Annotated in this window: 19 protein-coding genes and 1 riboswitch; of the genes, 3 read left to right on the top strand and 16 right to left on the bottom strand. The window is 62.6% G+C overall.

The window, feature by feature from the left end; all coding sequences use genetic code 11:
* Positions 1-33: 33 nt before the first annotated feature.
* Both QCBJ_RS06845 and QCBJ_RS06840 read left to right on the top strand, forming a co-directional pair.
* A complete protein-coding gene (locus QCBJ_RS06845; RefSeq protein ID WP_102060380.1) occupies positions 34-2277 on the top strand; it encodes a TonB-dependent siderophore receptor in 2244 nt (747 codons plus the stop codon).
* Positions 2278-2422: 145 nt separating this feature from the next.
* Entirely contained in the window at positions 2423-2644 is a 222-nt protein-coding gene (locus tag QCBJ_RS06840; protein WP_012723877.1) for a hypothetical protein, read from the top strand.
* 106 nt (positions 2645-2750) lie between these two features.
* Here the strand turns inward: QCBJ_RS06840 and QCBJ_RS06835 are convergent, their stop codons facing one another.
* From QCBJ_RS06835 to QCBJ_RS06780, 12 genes are all read right to left on the bottom strand, one after another.
* The gene (locus QCBJ_RS06835) at positions 2751-3242 is read right to left on the bottom strand and encodes a GNAT family N-acetyltransferase (protein WP_012723876.1); all 492 of its coding nucleotides are present in this window, start codon (positions 3240-3242) and stop codon (positions 2751-2753) included.
* Between the two features lie 172 nt (positions 3243-3414).
* Positions 3415-4518 (bottom strand): cell division protein ZapE, encoded by a 1104-nt coding sequence (zapE, locus tag QCBJ_RS06830; RefSeq protein ID WP_012723875.1) that lies wholly within the window; start codon positions 4516-4518, stop codon positions 3415-3417.
* A gap of 15 nt (positions 4519-4533) precedes the next feature.
* Positions 4534-4869, bottom strand: a complete 336-nt coding sequence (locus QCBJ_RS06825; protein ID WP_012723874.1) for a nuclear transport factor 2 family protein — start codon at positions 4867-4869, stop codon at positions 4534-4536.
* A 52-nt stretch (positions 4870-4921) separates the two neighbouring features.
* Positions 4922-5638: a YafY family protein gene (locus QCBJ_RS06820; RefSeq protein ID WP_012723873.1), complete on the bottom strand. Its 717-nt coding sequence runs from the start codon at positions 5636-5638 to the stop codon at positions 4922-4924.
* 227 nt (positions 5639-5865) lie between these two features.
* Positions 5866-8523, bottom strand: a complete 2658-nt coding sequence (pepN, locus tag QCBJ_RS06815; protein ID WP_102060379.1) for an aminopeptidase N — start codon at positions 8521-8523, stop codon at positions 5866-5868.
* 13 nt (positions 8524-8536) lie between these two features.
* The gene (locus tag QCBJ_RS06810) at positions 8537-9367 is read right to left on the bottom strand and encodes a DUF2797 domain-containing protein (RefSeq protein ID WP_102060378.1); all 831 of its coding nucleotides are present in this window, start codon (positions 9365-9367) and stop codon (positions 8537-8539) included.
* Complete coding sequence (locus QCBJ_RS06805; protein ID WP_102060377.1) at positions 9364-9624, bottom strand: YeaC family protein; 261 nt, start codon at positions 9622-9624, stop codon at positions 9364-9366. The genes QCBJ_RS06810 and QCBJ_RS06805 overlap by 4 nt, the downstream gene beginning before the upstream one ends.
* Positions 9625-9674: 50 nt before the next feature.
* The gene (locus tag QCBJ_RS06800; RefSeq protein WP_102060376.1) at positions 9675-10598 is read right to left on the bottom strand and encodes a lipopolysaccharide assembly protein LapB; all 924 of its coding nucleotides are present in this window, start codon (positions 10596-10598) and stop codon (positions 9675-9677) included.
* A complete protein-coding gene (locus QCBJ_RS06795) occupies positions 10598-11083 on the bottom strand; it encodes a hypothetical protein (RefSeq protein WP_012723868.1) in 486 nt (161 codons plus the stop codon). Before QCBJ_RS06795 ends, QCBJ_RS06800 begins: the two co-directional genes overlap by 1 nt.
* The gene (locus QCBJ_RS06790; protein WP_012723867.1) at positions 11083-12432 is read right to left on the bottom strand and encodes a 26S protease regulatory subunit; all 1350 of its coding nucleotides are present in this window, start codon (positions 12430-12432) and stop codon (positions 11083-11085) included. Before QCBJ_RS06790 ends, QCBJ_RS06795 begins: the two co-directional genes overlap by 1 nt.
* A 39-nt stretch (positions 12433-12471) precedes the next feature.
* Positions 12472-13446, bottom strand: a complete 975-nt coding sequence (locus QCBJ_RS06785) for a metallophosphoesterase (protein ID WP_163825754.1) — start codon at positions 13444-13446, stop codon at positions 12472-12474.
* A complete protein-coding gene (locus QCBJ_RS06780) occupies positions 13443-14333 on the bottom strand; it encodes an NAD(+) kinase (RefSeq protein WP_003217892.1) in 891 nt (296 codons plus the stop codon). The genes QCBJ_RS06785 and QCBJ_RS06780 overlap by 4 nt, the downstream gene beginning before the upstream one ends.
* A gap of 147 nt (positions 14334-14480) precedes the next feature.
* Here QCBJ_RS06780 and QCBJ_RS06775 point away from each other — a divergent pair, with 147 nt between their 5' ends.
* Positions 14481-15428 (top strand): DUF1853 family protein, encoded by a 948-nt coding sequence (locus QCBJ_RS06775; protein ID WP_102060375.1) that lies wholly within the window; start codon positions 14481-14483, stop codon positions 15426-15428.
* A 106-nt stretch (positions 15429-15534) separates the two neighbouring features.
* On the opposite strand, the gene QCBJ_RS06770 is transcribed toward QCBJ_RS06775, so the two are convergent.
* The 4 genes from QCBJ_RS06770 to cobW form a co-directional block, all read right to left on the bottom strand.
* Positions 15535-16137 carry a VWA domain-containing protein gene (locus QCBJ_RS06770; protein WP_102060374.1) on the bottom strand — a complete coding sequence of 201 codons (603 nt, stop codon included), beginning with the start codon at positions 16135-16137 and terminating at the stop codon, positions 15535-15537.
* Between the two features lie 53 nt (positions 16138-16190).
* Positions 16191-17189 carry an ATP-binding protein gene (locus QCBJ_RS06765; RefSeq protein ID WP_102060373.1) on the bottom strand — a complete coding sequence of 333 codons (999 nt, stop codon included), beginning with the start codon at positions 17187-17189 and terminating at the stop codon, positions 16191-16193.
* 217 nt (positions 17190-17406) lie between these two features.
* Positions 17407-21168 carry a cobaltochelatase subunit CobN gene (gene cobN, locus QCBJ_RS06760; protein ID WP_102060372.1) on the bottom strand — a complete coding sequence of 1254 codons (3762 nt, stop codon included), beginning with the start codon at positions 21166-21168 and terminating at the stop codon, positions 17407-17409.
* A 3-nt stretch (positions 21169-21171) separates the two neighbouring features.
* Positions 21172-22233: a cobalamin biosynthesis protein CobW gene (gene cobW / locus QCBJ_RS06755; RefSeq protein ID WP_102060371.1), complete on the bottom strand. Its 1062-nt coding sequence runs from the start codon at positions 22231-22233 to the stop codon at positions 21172-21174.
* Between the two features lie 92 nt (positions 22234-22325).
* Positions 22326-22525: riboswitch (cobalamin riboswitch) on the bottom strand.
* Positions 22526-23083: the final 558 nt, after the last annotated feature.

Below are 23083 nucleotides of genomic sequence, written 5' to 3'. Positions count from 1 at the left end.
GAAGGCTGCAAAGACGACAAGGAGTCTTCCGCGATGTTTGCGCCCTTTACCCGTTCCATGACCTTTACCCTCGGCCTCTTCAGCGTGGTGGTGAGCCCGGACCTGCTGGCTGAAACCGACCCCGAAAGCTACACCCTCAAAGACAACACCCTCGAACTCGGTGCCACGCGCATCAGTGCCGACGGCCTCGGGGCTACCACCGAGCACACCGGGGCCTACACCACCGGTTCGATGAGCACCGCCACCCGCCTGAACCTGTCCGTCAAGGAAACCCCGCAGTCCATCTCGGTGATCACTCGCCAGCAAATGGATGACTTCAACCTCAACACCTTGACCGAAGTGCTGCGCCAGACCACGGGCATCAACGTCCAGCACAACGACTCCGACCGTGTGTCCTATTCGTCCCGTGGCTATGGCATCAACAACTTCCAGATTGACGGGATGCTCAACACTTTCGGCTACATGAAGTCGGATTCCGATACCATCATCTACGACCGCATCGAGGTGGTTCGCGGTGCCACGGGCTTGACCACCGGCGCCGGCGACCCGTCGGCCACGGTGAACATGGTGCGCAAGCGCCCCACCGCCCAGTGGCAGGCCAAAACCGGCATCAGCGGTGGCAGCCATGACAACTACTACAGCTACGTGGATGTCGGCGGCCCCCTGGCGTACGACGGCAAGCTGCGCGGGCGAACGGTGCTGGCCTACCGCGACAGCCAGTCGTTCCGCGACAACTACGGGCTACAGCGGGCCGTCGGCTACGGCATTCTCGAAGGCGACCTATCAGACGATACCGTGCTGGCCGTGGGCTTTGATTACCAGAACAAACAGGTACAAGGCACTTCCTGGGGCACCGTGCCTTACTGGAACAGCCAGGGTGGCAAGGCCGGGCTCTCACGCTCCACCAATATGGCGGCGCACTGGAGTTCCTGGCCACTGACGGACAAGACCACCTTCGCCACCCTCGACCATCGCCTGGGCGGCGACTGGCATGTGAAGGCCGCCTACACCCATCGACAAAGCGACACGGATGGCAAGGTGTACTACGGCGGTGCGGGGTTCCCCAACGATGACCGCAGCGGCATGACGGCATGGGCAAGCCATATGCTCGGCACCTCGAGAATGGAGGCGGTTGACCTCAACCTCGCCGGCAGCTACGCGTTGCTGGGTCGCGAGCATGAACTGATGATGGGCTATGGCGAGGCCACGCAACGCGACGTCTCCCCCTTCATGCGCAGCAGCCTGCCTGCCAGCTACTACAGCATCGAAGACTGGAAACACATGGGCGGGATCGGCAAGTTTGCCGACACCGTCACCGACCTCAAGGGCGAGCACAGCAGCAAGCAGCAGAAGGCCGGCTACCTGGCCACGCGCCTGAGCCTGACCGAGCGCTTACATGCGGTACTGGGCAGCCGTTACGGCAGTTGGGAACTGGTCAGCGCGGCGCCTGCCTATAACGCCGACAACCAACTGACCGCCGCCAACAAGACCCGCCAGACCCACAACGATATGTGGACGCCCTATGCCGGGCTGCTCTACGACATCACCCCGCAATACACCGTTTACGCGAGCTACACCGACATCTTCAAGCCGCAAAGCCTAAAGGACGCCAGCAAGAAATACCTGGAGCCCGTGGTGGGCAGCAACTATGAGGTGGGGCTCAAGGGCAGTCTGCTGGAGGAGCGACTGAACGTGGCGGCTGCGTATTTCTGGAGCACACAGGACAACGTCGCGGAGCGGGATGATTCGGTACCGCCGAACCCGACCACAGGCGAGGAGTACTACAAGTCCGGTGGTAAAGGTAACAAGGTGAATGGCTTCGAGCTGGAGGTGGCCGGCGAGGTGATGCCGGACTGGAACCTGACGGCAGGCTATACCTATACCCACTCGGTGAATGGCTTGGACAAGCGCAATAACACCGGCCAGCCGCTGAACCTGCTGAAGGTGTCCAGCGCCTACCGGTTACCGGGCTCATGGCGCAACCTGACGGTCGGCGGCGCCGTGAACTGGCAGAGCGAAATCTATGATTTCAGCAACAGGCCGACAGGCGCACGGGACAGCGACGGAAACCGGATCACCACGCGGGCGAAAATCACCCAGCAGGCCTATTCCGTGGTCAACCTGATGTCGCGCTACCAGTTTGACGAACATGTTTCGGCGTCGGTCAACGTCAACAATCTATTTGATAAAAAATATTACGAGCGCGTCGGTTTCTATAACGGCGTGTATTGGGGGGACCCACGTTCGATCACCTTGGCACTGGATTGGAAGCTGTAAGACTTTTTAACCAGGAGTTAACGAAATTGTTAACTTCTGGTCTTTTTTCGCGTTAATTCCTACTTAATAAACCGACTCCACACTCGCCCCATGAATCTGATCAAGGACAGAGCGGATACCGATCACTTTTAATGGGAACACTGCCATGAAACTCTCCACCTTGATGCTTGCCACCCTGATGACCCTGACCTCCGCCGCGGCCTTTGCCGAAGGCGGTTCGGAGCGCTCGAAGGCGTTCTACAACGACTTCGCGTTCATGCAGCAAAAGACCCACGGCACCGCTGAACAAACCGCGCAGGCCGATGGAAAAAACATGAAGAAAGAGGCGGCCGATAAATCCACCGCCGAGCAACAACCGAATACTTGATTCAACTGCACAGTTGATTTAACCGCACTGCCCTTTACCATTCCGCTCCTATGGCTAAGGTGAACTTGGCGCCATTTAATGGCGCCTTTTTTTTGCCACTTATTGATTAAAGCGGTTTGTTCCAGAACAACATGCGCCCATGGGCCGGATCAAATTTCGAGTCATCAAAGCCGAACTTGCGATACGCCGCTTGAGCCACATCATTGCCTTCAAGCACTTCGAGGGTGATCTTGCAGCAGCCCCGCTGCCGGGCGATTTCCTCGACCTTCTGCAGCATCTTCTGGCTCAACCCCAAACCACGAAAAGCACCCATCACCACCACGTCGTGGACGTTGACCAGCGGGCGGCACGCAAACGTGGAGAAACCTTCAAAGCAGTTCACCAGCCCCGCCGGCTCCCCCCCCACAAACGCCAGCACGCTGAACGCATGGGGGCGCTTTGCCAGTTCACCCGGCAGTTGCTCCAGCAGGTCGGCGGGCAGGCTGTGGCCTCCGCCCATCGGGTCTTCGGCGTAATGGTTGAGCACATGGCCAATCGCTTCGGCATGCACGGGGTTGGTGTAGCTGGCTTGCAGCACCAGGATATCTGGGGTGTCCATTTCCATCCTCGATCACGATTACAAGGGAATCGCTCCCTGTGAGGGGCACGATTGTAAGCGTGGAGCAGGAGGCAGATGAAGGAGATTAACTACAAATATGCGCATGAAATCGCGAAGGTTGACCCTTCGAAAATTCGCAATCATCCGATTCCGAGGTTTTTTCGCACAAACGTCAGCCAAAGCGCTGCAATTGCATTTCTTGCAGACGGCTCAGTGTCCTGCGAAACGGGAATTCCAGATAGCCCTCGGTATAGAGGCTCTCCAAAGGCACCTGCGCTTCGATAAATAACGGCACTTTGCGGTCGTAGCACTCGTCCACCAGGGCGATAAACCGACGTACGCTGTCATCGTGCACCGACAACGCCGGCAATTCGCGATCACCGGCCACCACACGCAGGGCACCGTCTTCGGTGCCGCGTGCAATCCGGCCCGGGCGTTTCTGCGCGCTGAGGTTAGGCACTTCGCCCAGCAGGATCGCCTTGAAGCGATCGCACAGCAGCATGAAATCCATTGCGGCCAGGGGCTGTTCGCACAGGTCGGCGTAGCGGCACCAGAGCACGGTGGCGCCGGACCGCACGGCGACGATGGAACGATGCCCCACGACAACCGGCCCGCTGTGGGTGGGCTGGCCTTCGGCCAACTGCTCGAATACGCCCGCCAGCGCCTCGGGCTGATTGACCCAGTAGCGCTGAATACCCGCGCCCGGGTGCAACCGGTGATCCTCCCCGCCGTCCACCGTGACCACTTGCATGTGCTGCTTTATCGCTGCAATCCCCGGCAAAAACCGCTCCCGGTTGAAGCCATCGGCATACAACTGATCGGGCGGTTGGTTGGACGTGCAGACCATCACCACACCCTCCTCGAACATCACCTGGAACAGGCGCCCGAGGATGATCGCGTCACCAATGTCATTGACGAACAGTTCATCGAAACACAACACGCGTACTGCCTGGCTCAGCTCCCGCGCCAGAGCCTGCAAGGGGTCGTGAGTACCGGTCAGTTGGAACAAGCGCTGATGCACCCACCCCATGAAGTGATGAAAATGCTGGCGGCGCGCGGGCACCCGCAGGCTTTGGTAGAACTGATCCATCAACCAGGTCTTGCCACGCCCGACCGGCCCCCACAGGTACACACCGGCAATCGGCGCCTGGCCGTGGTGCAGGGCGTGGTGGCAGGCTTGCAGGGCATCCACCGCCTGGCGCTGGGCGTCGTCAGCAACGAAACCCGGTTGAGCAATGGCGTGTTGGTAGGCAGCGAGGGGCGAGTCGAAAGTCATGCCCACCAGTATGACCTACAGGGAAATATCCAGCCGTGAAATCTTGCCCTGCGCATTCAACCGGAAGGTGTAGCGCAGCTCCAATGGGCTGCCGGGGAAATTGCCGGACACCACATTGCTGACCAACACCTTGCCGGTACGATGTTGCACCTTGAGCACTTCGACCCGTGGTTGGTAACGACGCCCGGTGTCTTCCATCCAGCGCGCAATGGCGGCGGTGCCAACACGGTGCTGGCCCTCATCGAACACGTTGGCATCCTCGGCAAAACACTCGGCGACAGCCGAGGTGTCACGGGTATTGGCCGCCGCGAGATAGGCCGCAATGGCCGGCGCCAACTCAGGGATAGACATGGCACAGCTCCTTTCCAGATGATTTGTGCGGCCATGCTAAGCCAGGGTTGTGTCAGTTTTTGTCAGGAGTAAACGGCGCGGACTCACTCTGCTCCATCAACTTGCGCCAGGCCCGCAGCCAGTCACTGCGGCGCCCCGGATAACGCTCACCGCACGCTTCGGCACTCGCCACACGGTCGGTACGAAAGGTGCGATAGGCGCCGCGTAACTCGCACCAGGCCACGATCACCCGCACCTCATTCAAGAACCCCAGGGCCAGTGGCCAGATCAGGCGTTGGCTTTGGGTCTGGCTGGCGTCCGCGTAATCGATGTGCAACTTGGCCTGGTGGCGGATGGCATCGCGAAATACATTCAGGGGCACACGGTTTTCCGGGTAGCCGAACCCTGGCGGACCGGGCAGCAGCGTCGGGTTGCGCAAGGCTTCCTGGGCGGCCGGGTCAAGCACGTCGGCGATTTTTGCCAGGGCATTGGCGGCGGCGCGACTGAGCACGTCATCGCCGCGCTGGTCCACATAACGCAAGCCGAGCACGATGGCTTCGGTTTCCTCGGCGTTCAACATCAAGGGCGGCAGAAACAAGCCGCTGCGCAGCACATACCCTACCCCCGCCTCGCCAAAAATCGGTGCGCCCAAGGCCGTCAGCTCAGCAATATCACGGTACAACGTACGCTCGGACACCTCCAACTGCGCCGCCAGCACGGCAGCGGTCACCGGACGTTTCTTACCCCGCAGGGCCTGGAGCAAAGTCAGAAGACGAGTGGTACGCGACACAGGAATGCCTGCCGAAAAAGGAAACGTGCCGCAGCTTAGCAGAGCCCCCTGTCAGAAAACGTCAGCAGTAAAAAAGCCCCTTGACCGCCTGCATTGCAGGCTGGGGTCAGGGTCAGGGTCTGCGAAAATAAAACACCCTGCGAAAGCGCAGCCCTCGCAGGGTGTGGGGGAGACCACCTCATTAAACGGCCTGGTGAACAGGCCGTTTTTTTATTCAACAATGCCGCTTACGCAAGGCTCTTGCTGACCACCTCAAACACATCACTCGACAACTCGCCGGACGCCAGAATGCGCTCCAGTTCCGCCTTCATCAGCGCCTGGCGGGCACTGTCGTATTTGCGCCAGCGGGTCAGCGGCGCCAACTGGCGCGAGGCGATTTGCGGGTTGAAGCTGTTTAACTGGATCACCAGGTCCGCCAGGAAGCGGTAGCCCGAGCCATCCGCCGCATGGAAGTTGATCAGGTTCTGCCCGGCAAATGCGCCGATCAATGCGCGCACCTTGTTCGGGTTCTTCAGGGTGAACGCCGGGTGCTCCATCAACGCCTTGACGCGCTCCAGCCCGCCCGGCAACGTGCTGCCGGCCTGCACGCTGAACCACTGGTCCATGACCAATGGGTTGTCCTTGAAGTTTTCGGCAAACACCGCCAATGCCTGGGCCTTCTGCGCTTCGAACGGCGAATTCACCAACACCGCCAGCGCGGTCAGGCGCTCGGTCATGTTGTCGCTGGTGTCGAACTGTTCCAGTGTCGCCGCCAACACGTCCGGCTTGCCGCTGAGCATCAGGTAAGACAACGCAATGTTCTGCAAGGCGCGCCGGGCGAAGTGCTCAGCCGCCGCCACGTACGGCGTTTGCTTGGACAGCGCGCGATTGGCCTGGTAACGCAACCACAGCGCTTCATGCAGGTTGTCCGCCAGTTGCTTGCGGGCAAACTCACGGGCCGCATGGATGGCGTCCACATCCGCCACTTCGCTGATTTCAGTCAGGTAGGCTTCACCCGGCAGCGACAGCATTTCCGCCACCATCGCCTGGTCCAGACGCTCGTCGCTCAGCACACTGCGCAACGCAGTGATCAAGCGCTGATCCATCTTCAAGGCCTGGCCTTGTTGATGCTGGGCAACCAGTTCCTGCAACACCTGCACCGACAACTGCTGGCCGGCATCCCAGCGGTTGAAGCCGTCGCTGTCATGCTGCATCAGGAACATCAGTTGGTCACGGCTGTACGGGAAGCTCAGCTTCACCGGCGCCGAGAAACCGCGCAGCAGCGAAGGCAACGGCTGCTCCGGGATATCAACGAAGGTGAAGGTCTGCTCGGCCTCGGTCACGGAAATCACCCGTGATGTGGCACCCGCAGCCGCCTCGCCGGCCAGGCGCAAGGCAATACCTGCGCCCTGCCCGTCCAGCAAGCCCAGCTCCACCGGGATCACGAACGGCAGTTTTTCCACCTTGTCCGGGGTTTCCGGGCAGCTCTGGCGGAAGGTCAGGCTGTAGGTCTTGGCCGCGGCGTCGTAGGACTCGCTCACCGCCAGGCGCGGCGTACCGGCCTGGCTGTACCAGCGCTTGAACTGGCTCAGGTCGGCGCCGTTCGCGTCTTCCATGGCCTTGATGAAGTCGTCGCAGGTCACGGCCTGGCCGTCATGGCGTTCAAAGTACAGGTCGCTGCCTTTGCGGAAGCCTTCGGCGCCGAGCAAGGTGTGGATCATGCCGACCACTTCCGAGCCCTTTTCGTACACCGTCAGGGTGTAGAAATTGGAGATCTCGATAAAGCTGTCCGGGCGCACCGCGTGGGCCATCGGGCCGGCGTCTTCGGCGAACTGGTGGGTACGCAGGTAGGCCACATCCTGGATACGCTTGACCGTGGCCGAGTTCATGTCAGCCGAGAAGCCCGAATCACGGAACACGGTGAAGCCTTCCTTGAGCGACAGCTGGAACCAGTCGCGACAGGTCACGCGGTTGCCCGACCAGTTGTGGAAGTATTCGTGGGCAACGATCGCCTCGACCCGCTGGTGCGCGGCGTCGGTAGCGGTTTCGGCACGGGCCAGCACGGCGCTGGAGTTGAAGATGTTGAGGCCCTTGTTCTCCATGGCGCCCATGTTGAAGTCGTTCACGGCGACGATCATGAAGATGTCGAGGTCGTACTCGCGGCCATAGGTTTCTTCGTCCCAGCGCATCGACTTCTTGAGGCTGGTCATCGCGTGCTGGCACTTGTCGATGTTTTCCGGCTCGACGTAGATGCGCAGCGCCACTTCACGGTCCGTCATGGTGGTGAAGGTGTCTTCGACACACCACAGGTCACCGGCCACCAGCGCGAACAGGTAGGCAGGCTTCTTGAACGGGTCTTCCCAGGTCGCCCAATGACGGCCGTCTTCGCCGGGACCGCTGGCGATCGGGTTGCCGTTGGACAGCAGGATCGGGTAGCGATGTTGCTCGGCGATCACCGTGGTGGTGAACGTGCTCATCACGTCCGGGCGGTCGAGGTAGTAGGTGATCTTGCGGAAGCCTTCGGCCTCGCACTGGGTGCAGAACATGCTGCCGGATTTGTACAGGCCTTCCAGGGCCGTGTTGGTTTCCGGGTGGATTTTTACCGTGGTATCAAGGGTAAAAGTCTCGCTCTTGGGATGCACCGTCAGGTGACTGTCGGTCAGTTGATAATCATCGGCCGTCAGTTCCTGATCGGCCAGATTGACACTCAACAGCTCCAGTTGCTGGCCGTCCAGCACCAGCGGCGGCAAACCGGCGCCGCGCTCAGGGTTGCGGCGCATCACCAGTTGCGCGTGGACCAGGCTGTGGTCCTCGAACAACTCGAAGGTCAGGTGCGTCTCGTCGATCAGGTAGTCCGGCGCCTGATAGTCCTTCAGGTAAATCATCTTCGGTTGTTCGGTGCGCATGGGTGGCATCCTTCTACTGATGCACGGCGAGCTGGTAGGCCGTGTACTTACGAATATTGATAACGCCGGTGTCGAAGATCAGGTATTGGCCCTTGATCCCCAGCAGCGTGCCTTCGGCTATCGGGTTCTTGTCCAGGTTGAAGCTGACGATCTTGGTCGGATACTGCTCGACCGGATAACGGATTTCGATCGGTTCAATGTCGGCAATCGTTTGGATGGCCTGCAAGCCAAAGCGTTCCTGCAGACTCACCAGGCCTTCGGCGCAGGAGGCGAACAGATCGTCACGCACCTGCTTGAGGTCGACCGATTGCGCATCGCCCTTGAGCAGCGCACGCCAGTTGGTCTTGTCGGCCACCTGGCTGCGGAACAGGTCCTCGACGAAGCCCGATTGCTGGCGGGTGGCCACGCGCATGATCGGCAACGCCTGGCTCGCCCCCTGGTCCAGCCAGCGCGTCGGCAACTGGGTGGCGCGGGTAATGCCGACCTTGATCCCCGACGAATTCGCCAGGTACACCACATGGTCGGTCATGCAGAATTTTTCGCCCCAGCCTGGATCGCGGCAGGTGCCGGCGTCGTAATGGCAACGCTCGGGGCTCATGATGCACAGGTCACACTGGGCCAGCTTGGTCATGCACGGGTAGCAATAGCCCTGGCTGAAGCTGGTCTTGGTCTTGCGGCCGCAATGGCTGCAATGAATGACGCCGAGGTATTCCAGGCGCACGTGAGTGCCGATCAACGGGTTGACCGGCACCTCCGTATCGCCGAGGCGAAACGCGTATTGAACGGTCGGCTCACCGAGTTGCACCGACATCTTGCTGACTGCACCGCGACCAATTTCAATCAATGGATCGCATCCGACTTGAACAGGATGTTCGGCACGGTGGTCGATTTCGACTGGCATTCCTGCGGCCCCATGTAACCGGTGCGCTGCTCTTCCGGCAGGTTCTGGAGTTCCCAGGCGATCATCGCCTGCAACGACAGCTCGCGCTGCTCGGGGGTGAGCTTGCGGCCATCGGACCACTTGCCGATTTCCACGGCGAGCTTGAGGCTCTCGTAGATGTCCGGGGTGATGTTTTCGATCATTTCAGCAAAAGATGACATGTGAACAGCCTCTGAGGTTCAGCGAGTACAGGGTTGACGGGCCCGGCCCGTCAGAATTCCTTGGAGAGCTTGACCTGTACAAGCTCTTTGTCCAGCAAGCGCCGGAAGATCTGCGGCGCCGCGAAGGTGTAGGCGGCAAACGCCAGCCACAGCCAGTTGACCATCTCCGCCACTTGCGGATAGCCCTGGTCCGTCAGCGTAATCACTACAACACGGTAGACCACGAACATGCACAGCAGCAGGATGATGGCGCGGGTGGCGCTGCGCTCGTTCATCCAGCTATTGAAACGCCACCAGGTGCCGAGGAACACATTGCTGCGTGCCTTGACTGCCGTGAGCAGGTGCAGCGCGGCGACGTTGGTAGCGTTCTCCTGCAAAGCCCAGATCGCGTGGTCACGGGCGCCATTGATATCCCCTTCACGCAACAACAGGTGACCGAGCACCACCACCGCTGCCGCATTCGCCGGGTCAGCCTGCAACGCCTGGCGGGCGAACTGGTACGCCTGGTCCCATTGGCTGCTGGCACGGTGGAACTGCGCCAGGGCCACCAGGTTGGCGGGGTCGTCGGGGCCCAGTTGCAAGGCTTTTTCCAGCGGCTCGCGGCTCTGCGCCAGGCGTCCGGTAAGCTGGTACAACTCGGCCTGGCAACGGTAATACGCCGGGTTCAGCGGCTCCATGTCCAGCAGTTGGTTCACGTGTTCCTGGGCCAGCTTGAACTTGCGCAAGGCAATCGCTACTTGCGCGGCGGCATAGTGGGACAGCGGCAGTTGCGCGTCGGCGGCCAGGGCCAGGTGCACTTCGCGCTTGGCGGCATGCACGCGGCGCATGTTCATCAAGCAGATCGCCAGCAAGGCATGCGCCTCGGCGGAATGCGGATCGCTGGCCAGCAGTTGGCGCAGTGCGTCGATGGCGCCGTCATTGTGGTCAGCCTGCAGGCGCTGGTAGGCCAGTTGCAGCAGATAGTCGGTATTCATCAGCTCACCACCAGGTACCACAGGGTGTACGGCAGCCATTTGACGACCATGCCTTTGAGCACGAAGCCACCAATCAACGCCAAGGGAAAACCAAAGCGGCTCAGCTCGCCGCCGTAGTACTGGTAAATCTCGATGGTCGCGTTTTGCTGCATATACAGCAGGTAACCCAGGGTGAGTTTCCACACCACCAGCACCAGCAACGCGTATTGGATTTGCGCCTGGGTTTGCAGATAACCGGCACCCACCAGTTGCAGCAATACAAAACCGATCACGAGGCTGCCCAGCAGTGCCACGCCGGCCAGCACCCATTCGCGCACCCGCGTCGGGCTGCCGACGGCGATGGAGTTGAACACAAACCACGGCAAGCCCAGCCAGGCACCGCCCAGCATCAGGCCCAGCAGCGGCCAGAACGGCGAGACCGCCCACTTGGCCAAGGCGCCGGGGCGCGGTTCATCTTCGATGCGATACCCACCGTACTGCGCCATCAGCGACCCTTCCCGTGTTTGTCGAGGAAGGCCAGCACTTCGTCGTACTGGTTGCCTTCATTGGCATACCGCGCGTAGTTACGCGCCGTGGTCAGCCATTCCAGGGTGGTGGCGCGCACTTCTTTCAAGGCGTGCTTGAAATGCCGGTCACAGATCGACTGCTCGGCGCCACTCTCGATGGACGCTTCAATGGCCTCGTCGGCGGCGGTTTCCACCAGCTCGCTGAGGTCGGCGCCGGAGAAGCCCGAGGTGTTCTTGGCCAGGAAGGCAAAGTCGATGTCGTCAGCCATGGGGCGGCCTTTCATCATCGCCTTGAGCATCGCCTCCCGCGCCGGGCGATCCGGTGGCGGCACAAACAGTACGCGGTCAAACCGGCCGGGGCGGCGGAATGCCGAGTCGACCGACCACGGCACGTTGGTCGCGGCAAGGATCAGTACGCCGTGGTTGTCATTGGTAAAACCGTCCATCTCGGAGAGGAACTGGCTCACCAGCTTGGACGAGGTCGACTCGCGGGTATTGGCGCGTTTGCCACCGAGCGCTTCAACCTCGTCGAAAAACATCACCGCCGGCGCCTGGGCCCGCGCCTGCTCGAACAGCGCGTGCAACTTGCGTTCGGACTCGCCGATGTACATATCCAGCACATCGGAAATCGCCACGTTGAAAAACGTCGCCTTGCATTCCCCCGCCGTCGCGCGGGCCAGCATGGTCTTGCCACAGCCCGGCGGGCCGTACAGCAGCACACCGCCGCCGACTTTCTTGCGAAAGCGCTGGAACAGGCCCGGTTTCTGGTACGGCAGGATGATCTTTTTATGGATGGTCTTTTTCAGCTCATCCAGACCGCCGATATCATCGAAGGTCAGGGTTTCGTTTTCCGGCACCAGCAGGCGCACGACTTCGCTCTGGTCGGTGTCGTCATTGGAGATCACGCGCAGCCGCGGGCGGCCCTCGGCGCCAGGGAAGTCCACCACCGACACATTCAGGCGGCGCCACAACGCCATGTCTTCCAGGGCCGGGTTGGCGTCCACCGCTGCGCGGTATTCCACCTGGGCTTCCTTGAGGCGCTCCAGTGCCGCCAAGGCACGGGCCTTGAGCAGGCGCGCAGCGGGGTCTGCACCTTCGATCAAGGGCAACGCCTTCTGCGCTTGCCCATCGGCCAGCAACAGTTGCGCCGCCGCCAGCTTCAAGGCTGCGGCCTCTGGCCATTGCTCAAGGTCGGCCGGCAACAGCTTCAACCCGCGCGCGTGTTCGCCACGCTCAAGGCTGGCGCCCAGCAACAGGGTCAGCAGTGCGACGTTGCCGGGGGCAGCGGACAGCGCGGCCTCCAGCTGGTCGAACGTCGAATCATCCATGGAGGTTCCTCAAAAGTGCGGTTGCGGTGCGCAGGAGACTCATGTGAGCACCTCCGGCCGCTCGACATCGACCCACACGAACTTGCGCGGGTCGAGACGGGTTTCCTGGTCCAGGCGGTACGCCACCAGCTTGCCGTACAGCACCGCGCTGTAGTCCAGGCAGGCCAGGTTGTCGCGGATCGGCGCCGGCTTGCCGCTGCGCCAGTAATGCCCGACGAACAGCAAGGGCTCGTCGACGCCATAGCGCAGCAGGGAATTCTTTTCGGTGGACGACAACGGCGTACGCGCCACTGGCTCCGGCAAGGCGTCGGGCTGGAACACGATGTCGCCATAGGTTTTCGGGTCGTCTTCCCAGAACTTGGTGCGGAAGAACGAACGCGTCAGGCCGTCGCCACCGGTCAGCGTGAGGCCATCCGGCAGGCGCATATCAGTGCCGCGCAGCAGGCGGTCGAAGGCGTTGCAGGCAAAACTGCCCGGCACGGCGGCGGCCTGCAGGAAGTGCTGGTCGATGCAGCCGTCGGGGAAGGTCGCGCGCAGCGGCTGGATAAAGCCCTCGTCCCAGCACGCATGCACCACGCGGAAACGCCCGGCGTCGACAAACAGCGGCATGTCATAGAACCAGCCGAGGAAGTCGCGCCAATCGTCCGGGTGGTGTTCGAACTGGGTCAGGGTTTCCTGGATCAACCGCGCATGCCGTGGGCTGTGCTCGCGCACAAACTGCTTGCCACTGCCTGGCGGCGCCGGTGTGCTCCAACCCAAGGCGTTGAATTCGTGGTTGCCCATGATGCACAGCGCCTGGCCGGCCTCAGCCATGTCGTGGACGATATGCAGCGCCTCGCGGATGCGTGGGCCACGGTCGATGATATCGCCGAGGAACACCGCCATGCGCGACGGATGGCGCCAGGTGCCGCCCTGCTTGTGGTAGCCCAGCCGGTCGAGCAAATGCTCAAGGGTATGGGCGCAACCGTGCACGTCACCAATCAGGTCGTAGCTACGCGCGGGATCGAGCATCAGTCGCCTCCACCCCCCAAGCGGCTGCCCCAGCCCAGCTTGGTGCGGCACACTTCGTAATAGTTGTGGTCCAGCGGATGGATCAACCGCAACTTCTGTGCTTTCTTGCTCACGGTGATGGTGTCACCGGGGGCGCAGGTAAAATGGTTCTGCCCGTCGCAGGAGACTTGCGGGTAGATCTGCATGTCTTTGGACACCACGATTTTCAGCTCACTGTTCCCGTCGACCACAATCGGCCGGCTCGACAACATATGGGGATACATCGGCACGATCACAATGGCATCCAGCTTGGGATGCATGATCGGGCCACCCGCCGAGAGCGCGTAGGCCGTAGAGCCGGTGGGCGTGGCGACGATCAGGCCGTCGGCCTTCTGGCTGCACACGAACTGCCCGTCGATGTACAGCTCGAACTCGATCATCCGCGTCGATTTGCCGGGGTGCAGCACCACGTCATTCAAGGCGTCGCCCTGGCCGATGGCCTCGCCGTGACGGCGCACTTCAGCTTGCAGCAGGAAGCGGTTCTCCACCAGGTAATGGCCGTCGAGCACCTTGGCCACTTCGACTTCCAGCTCATCCGGGCGGATGTCAGTGAGGAACCCCAGGCTACCCCGGTTGATCCCCAGCACCGGCACATTGTGCCGCGCCAGCGCGCGAGCGGCGCCCAACAGGCTGCCGTCGCCGCCGACCACGATGACCATGTCGCAGACTTCACCGAGCATCTTGCGCGACGAGGTCTGCAGGCCGTGGCCCGGCAGGATTTCAGCGATGGTGTCTTCAAGGATCACATGCAGGTGGCGTTCCAGCAGGAATTTTTTCAGCCGGCGGACGGTGTCCAGCACCTGGGTACTGCCCAGGCGACCGATAATGCCGATATTGCGAAATTGCTCCATGGGGCTCCTGCGGGATGTGGGGTGCGGCGAAAAAAGAACGATTATGGGCGAAAGGCTGCGTCAGGCAAAATCCTTTGTCGTCGTGAAGCCTTGATGACAATGGTTCTCGGCCCCCTGCACCGTCGTTAAAAGGCTATGCTCGGACACATGACTGTGTTCCCGGATCTGCACAACCTGCCCCGCCAGCTGCGCCACCCCGAAGTGCGCGACCTGGCGTGGGTGATGCTTGCCCCGCCGATGCTCGCGCAAACGCCGTGGCCGCAGCGCCACCCGCTGACCGGCAGCGACTGGGTGCAAGCGCCGCATCGGCTCGAACACTGGCTGCGACAATTGGACCAGGACAGCAGCGCCCTGCAGCAATGGCTGAACCTGTCACGCACCCGGCGCCTGGGCCTGTATTACGAACGCCTGTGGCAGTTCGCCGTGCACCATGCGCCGGGCGTGGAACTGTTGGCGGCCAACCTGCCGATCCGCCGCGCCGGGCATACCCTCGGCGAGCTGGACATGCTGCTGCGCGACCGTGATGGCGTGCATCACCTGGAACTGGCGATCAAACTCTATCTCGGGCCGCAAGACGGCAACGGCCAGGACACCGCGCAATGGCTGGGTCCGGGCTGCCATGACCGACTGGACCGCAAGCTCGCGCATCTGGCCCAGCATCAACTGCCGATTTCAGCGCGGGCGGAAAGCCGTGAGGCGCTGGAAGCGCTGGACATCCAACAATTCGACGCGCACTTGTGGCTGGGCGGTTATCTGCTGTATCCCTGGCCTGGCCAAGCCCAGGCGCCCGTTGGCGCCCATCCCCAGCATTTGCGTGGGCGTTGGCTGCATCAGCGTGATTGGCAGGCATTTGTCAGCGCCAGCGCACCGGGCTACTGGCAACCCCTGCCCCGGCATGCGTGGTTGGCGCCGGCGCATTACGCGGCGGATGAGGTGTGGAGCGAAGCGCGGATGCAGGGCTGGCTGGCCGACCTGGACCCGATGGCACCGGCGCAGTTGCTGGTGCGGCTGGTGCAGGTGGGTGAGGATTGGGAGGAAGCTGAGCGGTTATTCCTGGTGGCGGACCTTTGGCCGAATGTGCCGGGGGCTGGCTGAGTTTTTGTAGTGAGTTTCAGGGCCTCATCGGGGGCAAGCCCCCTCCCACCGGTGAGCGCATTTCTCATGTGGGAGGGGGCTTGCCCCGAGAGCGGTTGCCCAGGCACTACAGCTGATCGATATGCCGATACTCCAACTGCAACCTGATCGCCAACTCCCGGGACCGACCTAGCCTGATCGGCCCACGCTCGATATCGACCAGCAACCCCGGGCACCCCAACAGCGGTAGGCCGTTAGTTTCCTTGAGTCGCCCGTCAGTAATCACCAGCAACCGCTGCCGCTCCGCCGGATATCGCTTGCGCCGTACCGCCAGCCATTCCCCGGCTTCGGTCAACGCCGCCAGCAATGGCGTGCCACCGCCCGCCCCCAACTGCTCCAGCCAGCCCGCCAAGCCCTTGGCTGCTTTCAATCCCTGTACCTGCCACTTCGGCACTGGCCCGCTCGCGGTCAACAACGCCATCCGTGCCCGTTGGCGGTAAGCGTCATCAAATAATTGCGCCAACAAGCCCTTGGCGTCGGTTAACGCCCGATGCCGCCGTGTAGACGCCGACGCATCGACAATCACCAGCCACAGCTCATGGGCCGCACGACTGCGCAGGTGAAACAGCAAGTCCTCTCGCGATTGCGGCCGCCCACCGAGCAAAGTGCCCGGCCAATTGATCGTGCCTTGCTTGGCGCTGCGTGCCTTGCCGTGCCTGCCACTGTCCAATCGCCCTGCCTTGGGCCGGGCATCCGCCCCCGCGTCAGGCCGGGGGCGAATGCCTAGGGCTTTTTTGGCCAGGCGGGCACATCCCGACGAGCGCCGGTGGGTAACGCCGGGGCGGGCATATCACCCCATTGGCCTTGGCCGGGCGAGGTGTCCGACGGTTTCGGTGCCTGGCCTTCAGGAGGCGGGCTGGACGGTGACGCTTGCTCCTGACGGCGATGGCGCAGGGCAAACTCGGCAACGGCTTCGATATCTTCCTCGGCGATGGCGTTGGCCCCCCGCCATGCGGCATGCGCCCTGGCGCCTCGCAGCCACACAAGGTCCGCACGCAGGCCGTCGACACCGGCGGCGAAGCACCGCTCGGTGATCTGCGCCAGCGCCCGGTCATCCAACTCGATATTGTCGAGCCGCGCCCGCGCCTGGGTACAACGTTCGCGCAAGGCTGCTTGAGGCTCAGACCATTGCACGCAGAACACCGCGGGATCGCTGTCGAAATCCAACCGCCGACGGATGATCTGCCCGCGCTCGGTCGGCAAGGTCTGCCCGCTCAACGCCACGTTGAAACCAAAGCGGTCGAGCAGTTGCGGGCGCAACTCCCCCTCCTCCGGGTTCATGGTGCCGATCAGCACAAACCTAGCCGAATGGCGATGGGAAATGCCGTCGCGCTCGATCAGGTTGGTACCGCTCGCCGCCACGTCCAACAGCAGGTCCACCAGGTGATCGGGTAGTAAGTTGACCTCGTCGACATACAACACGCCGCCGTCAGCCTTGGCCAATACGCCGGGTGAAAATTGCGCACGGCCCTCGCCCAATGCGGCGTCCAGGTCCAGTGTGCCGACCAGGCGCTCTTCGGTGGCGCCCAACGGCAAGGTCACGAACTGTCCGCTGGCCAACAAGTCCGCGAGGCCGCGCGCCAGGGTCGACTTAGCCATGCCGCGCGGACCTTCGATCAGCACGCCGCCGATCTTTGGGTCGATGGCGGTGAGGCACAGCGCCAGTTTCAGGTCGTCGGCGCCGACCACGGCGGACAGCGGGAAATGGGGAATATCAGTCATGCGAATTCTCTTTAAATCCTGCCTGTGGTGAACGGGCTTGCCCTGTGGTGAGCAGGCTTGCCCTGTGGTGAGCGGGCTTGCCCCGCGCTGGGCGGCGAAGCCGCCCCCCTGCGATACACCGCGTTATACCTGAAAAAATGAGGCGACCTTGTCAGGGCCGCTTCGCAGCCCAGCGCGGGGCAAGCCCGCTCACTACAAAAGTGCGTCTGGCGCGCTATCAATTGTCTTCTTCTATGTCCAGCAACAGGTTTTCCAACGCCTCACGGTACGCCCCCGGCTCTTGCCACATCCCACGCTGCTGGGCTTCCAGCATGCGTTCGGTCATATCGCGCAGTGCATCCGGGTTGTGCTGTTGCACAAAGGCCCGGGTGTCGGGGTCGAGCAAATAGGCGTCGGCCAACAAGGCGTATTGGTGATCGTCAATCAGCGCGGTAGTGGCGTCGAACGCAAAGAGGTTGTCCACGGTCGCCGCCATCTCGAACGCACCTTTATAGTCATGGCGCTTCACGCCTTCGATCCACTTGGGGTTGGCGGCGCGGGAACGGATCACCCGGTTCAGCTCTTCCTTCAAGGTACGGATCTTCGGCAGGTCCGGCTGGCTATGGTCGCCATGGTAGCTGGCGGCCTTGTCACCGCTCAGGGTTTCCACGGCGGCGAGCATGCCGCCCTGGAATTGGTAGTAATCATTGGAATCAAGCAGGTCGTGCTCGCGGTTGTCCTGGTTCTGCAAAACGGCCTGCACCTGGCTCAACCGCTGGGCGAACTGTTCGCGGGCGGCGGTGCCCTCGTCGGCGCCGCCATACGCGTAGCCGCCCCAGTTCAGGTAGACCTCGGCCAAGTCTTCGCGGCTCTGCCACAGGCGCCCGTCGATCGCGCCCTGCACACCCGCGCCATAGGCGCCAGGCTTGGCGCCGAAGATGCGCCAGCCGGCCTGTTTCGCCGCAGCCTCTGCGTCCAGGCCGGACGCCAGCAACGCCTCGCGCTCACTGCGCACCTTGGCCGCCAACGGGTTCATAGCGTCCGGTTCGTCGAGCGCGGCCACCGCCTGCACCGCTGCATCGAACAGGCGGATCAGGTTAGCAAAGGCATCCCGGAAGAAGCCGGACACCCGCAGCGTCACGTCAACGCGCGGCCGGTCCAGCAAGCTGATCGGCAGAATCTCGAAGTCATCCACGCGCTGGCTGCCCGTCGCCCACACCGGGCGCACGCCCATCAGTGCCATGGCCTGGGCAATATCATCGCCACCGGTACGCATGGTCGCGGTGCCCCATACCGACAGGCCGAGCTGGCGCAGGTGGTCGCCATGGTCCTGGAGGTGTCGCTCCAGGATCAGGTTGGCCGACTGGAAACCGATGCGCCAGGCCGTGGTGGTGGGCAGGTTGCGCACGTCGACGCTGAAAAAGTTGCGTCCGGTGGGCAGCACATCCAAACGCCCGCGACTCGGTGCACCGCTGGGGCCAGCAGGCACAAAACGGCCGCCCAGGGCGTCCAGCAGCCCGCGCATTTCCGCCGGGCCACAGGCGTCCAGGCGTGGCGCCACGACGATACGCAGGCTTTCGATCACGGCTTTCACGTCTTCCCAGCCGGGCTCTTCCAATTGTTCCAGCGGCCCTTCCAAGGCCTGCTCGATCAACCGCGCCGCGTACAGCTCCAGGCGCTCGCGGGTATCACCGGCAGTGCGCCACAACTGAGCGTCGATCTTCTGCAACACCTCGGGACGCCGTCCGGTCCAGGGTTCGGCCAGGGCGCAGTCCAGCGGGTCGAAACCCAAGTCAAACGCCTTGGCCAGCACCCGCAGCACACTCGACTGCGGGCCACGGCCATCGCCACGCGGGATGCGCAGCAAAGCCAGCAAGGTGTCGATACGCAAGCGGCCGGCGGGCGACTCGCCAAAAATGTGCAGGCCGTCGCGAATCTGCGACTCCTTCAGGTCGCACAGATAGGTGTCCAGGCGCGGCAGCCACACGGCCGCGTCAGCATCGCTCTCCAGCTCCAGCTCCTGGTCGATGCGGGTTTCACGCACCAGCGCGAGGATGTCTTTCTGCAACGCCAGGGCGCGGCGCGGGTCGAGCAATTGCGCTTCGTAATACTCGTCGGCCAACAACTCCAGGTTGCGCAGCGGGCCGTAGGTTTCGGCACGGGTCAGCGGCGGCATCAGGTGATCGATGATCACCGCCTGCGTGCGCCGCTTGGCTTGGGCGCCCTCGCCCGGGTCGTTGACGATAAACGGGTAGATATTCGGCAGCGGCCCCAGCAGCGCGTCGGGCCAGCAGTTCTCCGACAGGCCCACACCCTTGCCCGGCAGCCATTCGAGGTTGCCGTGCTTGCCCACATGGATCACGCCATGGGCGCCGTAGGTGTGGCGCAGCCAAAAGTAAAACGCCAAGTACGCGTGAGGCGGCACCAAGTCCGGATCGTGATACACCGCGCTGGCGTCCACCTGATAACCCCGCGCCGGTTGGATCCCGACAAAGGTCAGGCCCAGGCGCAGGCCGGCGATCATCATGCGACCGTCGCGGCACATCGGGTCGTTCTGCGGCGGGCCCCAGCGTTCCAGCACCGCCTGGCGATTGGCCTCGGGCAAGCGCTGAAACAGTACGTCGTAGTCATCCAGCCCCAGGCTTTGAGGGCACGGGCGCAGGTCGAGGCTGTCCAGGTCGTTGGTGACACCGCCCAACAGGTCGTGGATCAACGCCGTGCCGCTGTCGGGCAAGGTGTCCGGCAGCGGATAGCCTTCAGCCTGCAGGGCACGCAGGATATTCAGCGCGGCGGCCGGGGTATCCAGGCCCACGCCGTTACCGATCCGGCCGTCGCGGGTCGGGTAGTTGGCAAGGATCAGCGCAACGCGTTTATCCGCATTCGGCACCCGCGCCAGCTCGACCCAACGCCGCGCCAGCTCAGCGACAAAATCCATGCGCTCAGGTGCGGCGCGGTAGCACACCACATCCGACTGGCTGCGCTCGCTGCGCCAGGCCAGGTCCTTGAAACTGATCGGCCGGCTGATGATGCGCCCGTCCAGCTCCGGCAAGGCAATGTGCATGGCCAGGTCACGCGGGCCGAGGCCTTGCTCGCTGGCTTCCCAGCCGGGCTGGTTGTCCTGGGCGCAGATCGCCTGGATCACCGGGATATTGCGGCGAAACGGGCGCAGGTGCGGCGCTTCGGGGCTGGACTGGGCAAAGCCGGTGGTGTTCAGGATCACCGCCGCACCGACCTCATCCAGCCAGTCCTCGACCACCGTCAGGCAGCCCGGTTCTTTCAAACTGGCCACCGCCATCGGCAACGGGTTGAGGCCCGCCGCCTGCAAACGCTGGCAGAACACGTCGATAAAACCGGTATTGGCCGCCTGCAAATGCGAGCGATAAAACAGCACCGCCGCCACCGGCCAGTCAGCGTTCCAGTCGGCCTGCCAATCGGTCAGACGGGCATTGGCGTGACGAGGATGATAAATCGCCGTGCGCGGCAGGGTGTGCGGCGCTTCCCAGGCGTAGTCGCGGCCCAGGTAACCACTGGCCAGGCAGCGATAGAAATCCAAGGCATTGCCCAGGCCGCCCTGGCGCAGGAACTGCCAGAGGCGATCACGCTCTTCTGCGCCCACGGTACTCAAGGCGCTGAGCTCCGGGTCCGGGCGATCATCCCCCGGCACCAGGATCAACTGCACGCCACGCTCGGCCAACTCCACCAAGCGCTCGATGCCGTAGCGCCAATAACCGATGCCGCCATGCAGCGAAATCAGGATGACCTTGGCGTGGCGCAGCACCTCATCGACGTACAGGTCGACCGAGGCATGGTTCTGCACCTGCATCGGGTTGGCCAGGCGCAAGCTGGGGTAGTCGTCGGGCAACTGCTGGGCCGCTTCGGCCAGCAGCGCCAGGCTGGAATCACCGCTGCACAGGATCACCAGTTCAGCGGGGGTTTGGCCAAGGTCGGCAATATTGTCGTCCGAGACAAAACCACCGGGCTGAGTCCTGAGCAGGTGCATGGGTTAAACGCTGAGGGCTGCGCGCAGTTGCGCTTCGAGACCTGCCGCGTCCAGGTCCTGGCCGATCAGCACCAGGCGCGTGATGCGCGCTTCGTCGGCGCCCCACGCGCGGTCGAAATGCTTGTCGAAACGCGTGCCCACGCCCTGGATCAGCAGACGCATTGGCTTGTTCGGGATGGCGGCAAAACCTTTGACACGCAGGATGCCGTGCTGCACCACCAATTGCGTCAGGGCGTCGAGCAGCAGCGCTTCGTCGGCTTGCGGCAGGTCGATGGAGATGGAGTCAAACGCATCGTGATCGTGATCGTCTTCACCGTCGTGGTGATGATCGTGATGGCTGTGGCGACCGTCGATATGCTCTTCGGAACCAGCGCCCAGGCCGATCAGCACGTCCAGCGGCAGGCGACCGCTGCTGGCTTCGATGATCTTCACCGCCGGCGGCAGTTCTTCGGCGACTTCCAGGCGCACGCGGGCCAGGTCTTCGGGGCTGATCAGGTCGGCTTTATTGAGGATGACTAGGTCGGCACTGGCCAGTTGGTCGGCGAACAGCTCGTGCAGTGGCGATTCGTGGTCGAGGTTCGGGTCGAGTTTGCGCTGGGCATCGACCTGGTCCGGGAACGCGGCGAACGTGCCGGCGGCCACGGCCGGGCTGTCGACCACGGTGATCACCGCGTCAACGGTGCAGGCACTGCGGATTTCCGGCCACTGGAAGGCTTGTACCAAGGGTTTTGGCAGAGCCAGGCCGGAGGTTTCGATGAGGATATGGTCAAGGTCGCCGCGACGGGCGACCAGTTCGCGCATCACCGGGAAGAATTCTTCCTGCACGGTGCAGCACAGGCAGCCGTTGGCCAGCTCGTAGACGCGGCCGTTGGCTTCTTCTTCGGTGCAACCGATGGAGCACTGCTTGAGGATTTCACCGTCGATGCCCAACTCGCCGAATTCATTGACGATCACCGCGATGCGACGGCCCTGGGCGTTGTCGAGCATATGGCGCAGCAAGGTGGTTTTGCCCGAGCCGAGAAAGCCGGTAACGATGGTGACGGGAAGTTTGGCCAGTGTTTTCATCGGATGCCCTTGGGGGCGGGCATACGGGACGATAGGCCCTGCGACGGCGCGCAGCAGCGGATTTCGTCACCGGATCACCCCGCCCGGTTGAAGTGGAAAATCGGTTACGAGGCAGGTCTCCTGGCTTGGGGCTTGCGGGTCTTGCGACCGGCGCTGGCTGCGCCTTCCCGCCTGGTGGCAGTGGCGTGGCAGTCAGATGAACCCTTTACAGTTGCGGGGGCAGCCGCGGCTTGGACCGCGTTCCCTTCTTAGCTTCGGCCTGGGCCGAAGAACCTCGAGGGTGCAAGGCTACGCAGTGCTTGGGGGATGGTCAATGATGGGGTTGGGTTGAGTACATATCCATTGCTGTGGTAACGGCTGATATGGGTTCCGCCCTTACGGCGGGTCACTTTGGAAAAGAGCCCCAAAGTAACCAAAGGGCTCTTGCCCCAACACTCGGCACCTCGCTTAGGCTCGGTGTGCCCGTAATTCGCCAGTGATTTGGGGGGCCGCCGCCACGCGCCATCCATGGCGCGGGGCGGCTAAACCGGCATCCCTGCCGGTTTACCCCCCAAATCCCTGTCGAATTCCGGCCAGCGTGTTTAACGGGGCGCCTAAGATCAAGATCAAAAGCAAGAGCACAGCGGCCTGACAGCCGGCTTGAGTGGTGTAGAGCAAAGGCAAACGCGGCGGCCTTAAAGCCGACCGGAGTTGCGTCTGTCGATCGAGGTCCAAATGTGGGAGGGGGCTTGAACTGGCCTAATGATTTTGGACACTTCAATCGGGCGCTATGATAGCGCCCAAATCTGAGGTGTTTGGATATGCGTAAATCTTATTCGAGTGAGTTCAAGCTCAAGGCTGCCAGCATGGT

It is taken from the genome of Pseudomonas sp. QC2, assembly GCF_002859085.1.
GTDB lineage: Bacteria > Pseudomonadota > Gammaproteobacteria > Pseudomonadales > Pseudomonadaceae > Aquipseudomonas > Aquipseudomonas petroselini.
Note: the sequence above shows the minus strand (reverse complement) of the source record. Positions and strands in the feature narration are given on the sequence as shown.

What these genes read in the sequence shown, in the direction of transcription:
- QCBJ_RS06845 (WP_102060380.1), top strand. Translation starts at nt 34, where the DNA reads ATGTTTGCGCCCTTTACCCGTTCCATGACCTTTACCCTCGGCCTCTTC.
- QCBJ_RS06840 (WP_012723877.1), top strand. Translation starts at nt 2,423, where the DNA reads ATGAAACTCTCCACCTTGATGCTTGCCACCCTGATGACCCTGACCTCC.
- QCBJ_RS06835 (WP_012723876.1), bottom strand. Translation starts at nt 3,242, where the DNA reads ATGGACACCCCAGATATCCTGGTGCTGCAAGCCAGCTACACCAACCCC.
- zapE (WP_012723875.1), bottom strand. Translation starts at nt 4,518, where the DNA reads ATGACTTTCGACTCGCCCCTCGCTGCCTACCAACACGCCATTGCTCAA.
- QCBJ_RS06825 (WP_012723874.1), bottom strand. Translation starts at nt 4,869, where the DNA reads ATGTCTATCCCTGAGTTGGCGCCGGCCATTGCGGCCTATCTCGCGGCG.
- pepN (WP_102060379.1), bottom strand. Translation starts at nt 8,523, where the DNA reads ATGCGCACCGAACAACCGAAGATGATTTACCTGAAGGACTATCAGGCG.
- QCBJ_RS06805 (WP_102060377.1), bottom strand. Translation starts at nt 9,624, where the DNA reads ATGTCATCTTTTGCTGAAATGATCGAAAACATCACCCCGGACATCTAC.
- QCBJ_RS06800 (WP_102060376.1), bottom strand. Translation starts at nt 10,598, where the DNA reads ATGAATACCGACTATCTGCTGCAACTGGCCTACCAGCGCCTGCAGGCT.
- QCBJ_RS06795 (WP_012723868.1), bottom strand. Translation starts at nt 11,083, where the DNA reads ATGGCGCAGTACGGTGGGTATCGCATCGAAGATGAACCGCGCCCCGGC.
- QCBJ_RS06790 (WP_012723867.1), bottom strand. Translation starts at nt 12,432, where the DNA reads ATGGATGATTCGACGTTCGACCAGCTGGAGGCCGCGCTGTCCGCTGCC.
- QCBJ_RS06780 (WP_003217892.1), bottom strand. Translation starts at nt 14,333, where the DNA reads ATGGAGCAATTTCGCAATATCGGCATTATCGGTCGCCTGGGCAGTACC.
- QCBJ_RS06775 (WP_102060375.1), top strand. Translation starts at nt 14,481, where the DNA reads ATGACTGTGTTCCCGGATCTGCACAACCTGCCCCGCCAGCTGCGCCAC.
- QCBJ_RS06765 (WP_102060373.1), bottom strand. Translation starts at nt 17,189, where the DNA reads ATGACTGATATTCCCCATTTCCCGCTGTCCGCCGTGGTCGGCGCCGAC.
- cobN (WP_102060372.1), bottom strand. Translation starts at nt 21,168, where the DNA reads ATGCACCTGCTCAGGACTCAGCCCGGTGGTTTTGTCTCGGACGACAAT.
- cobW (WP_102060371.1), bottom strand. Translation starts at nt 22,233, where the DNA reads ATGAAAACACTGGCCAAACTTCCCGTCACCATCGTTACCGGCTTTCTC.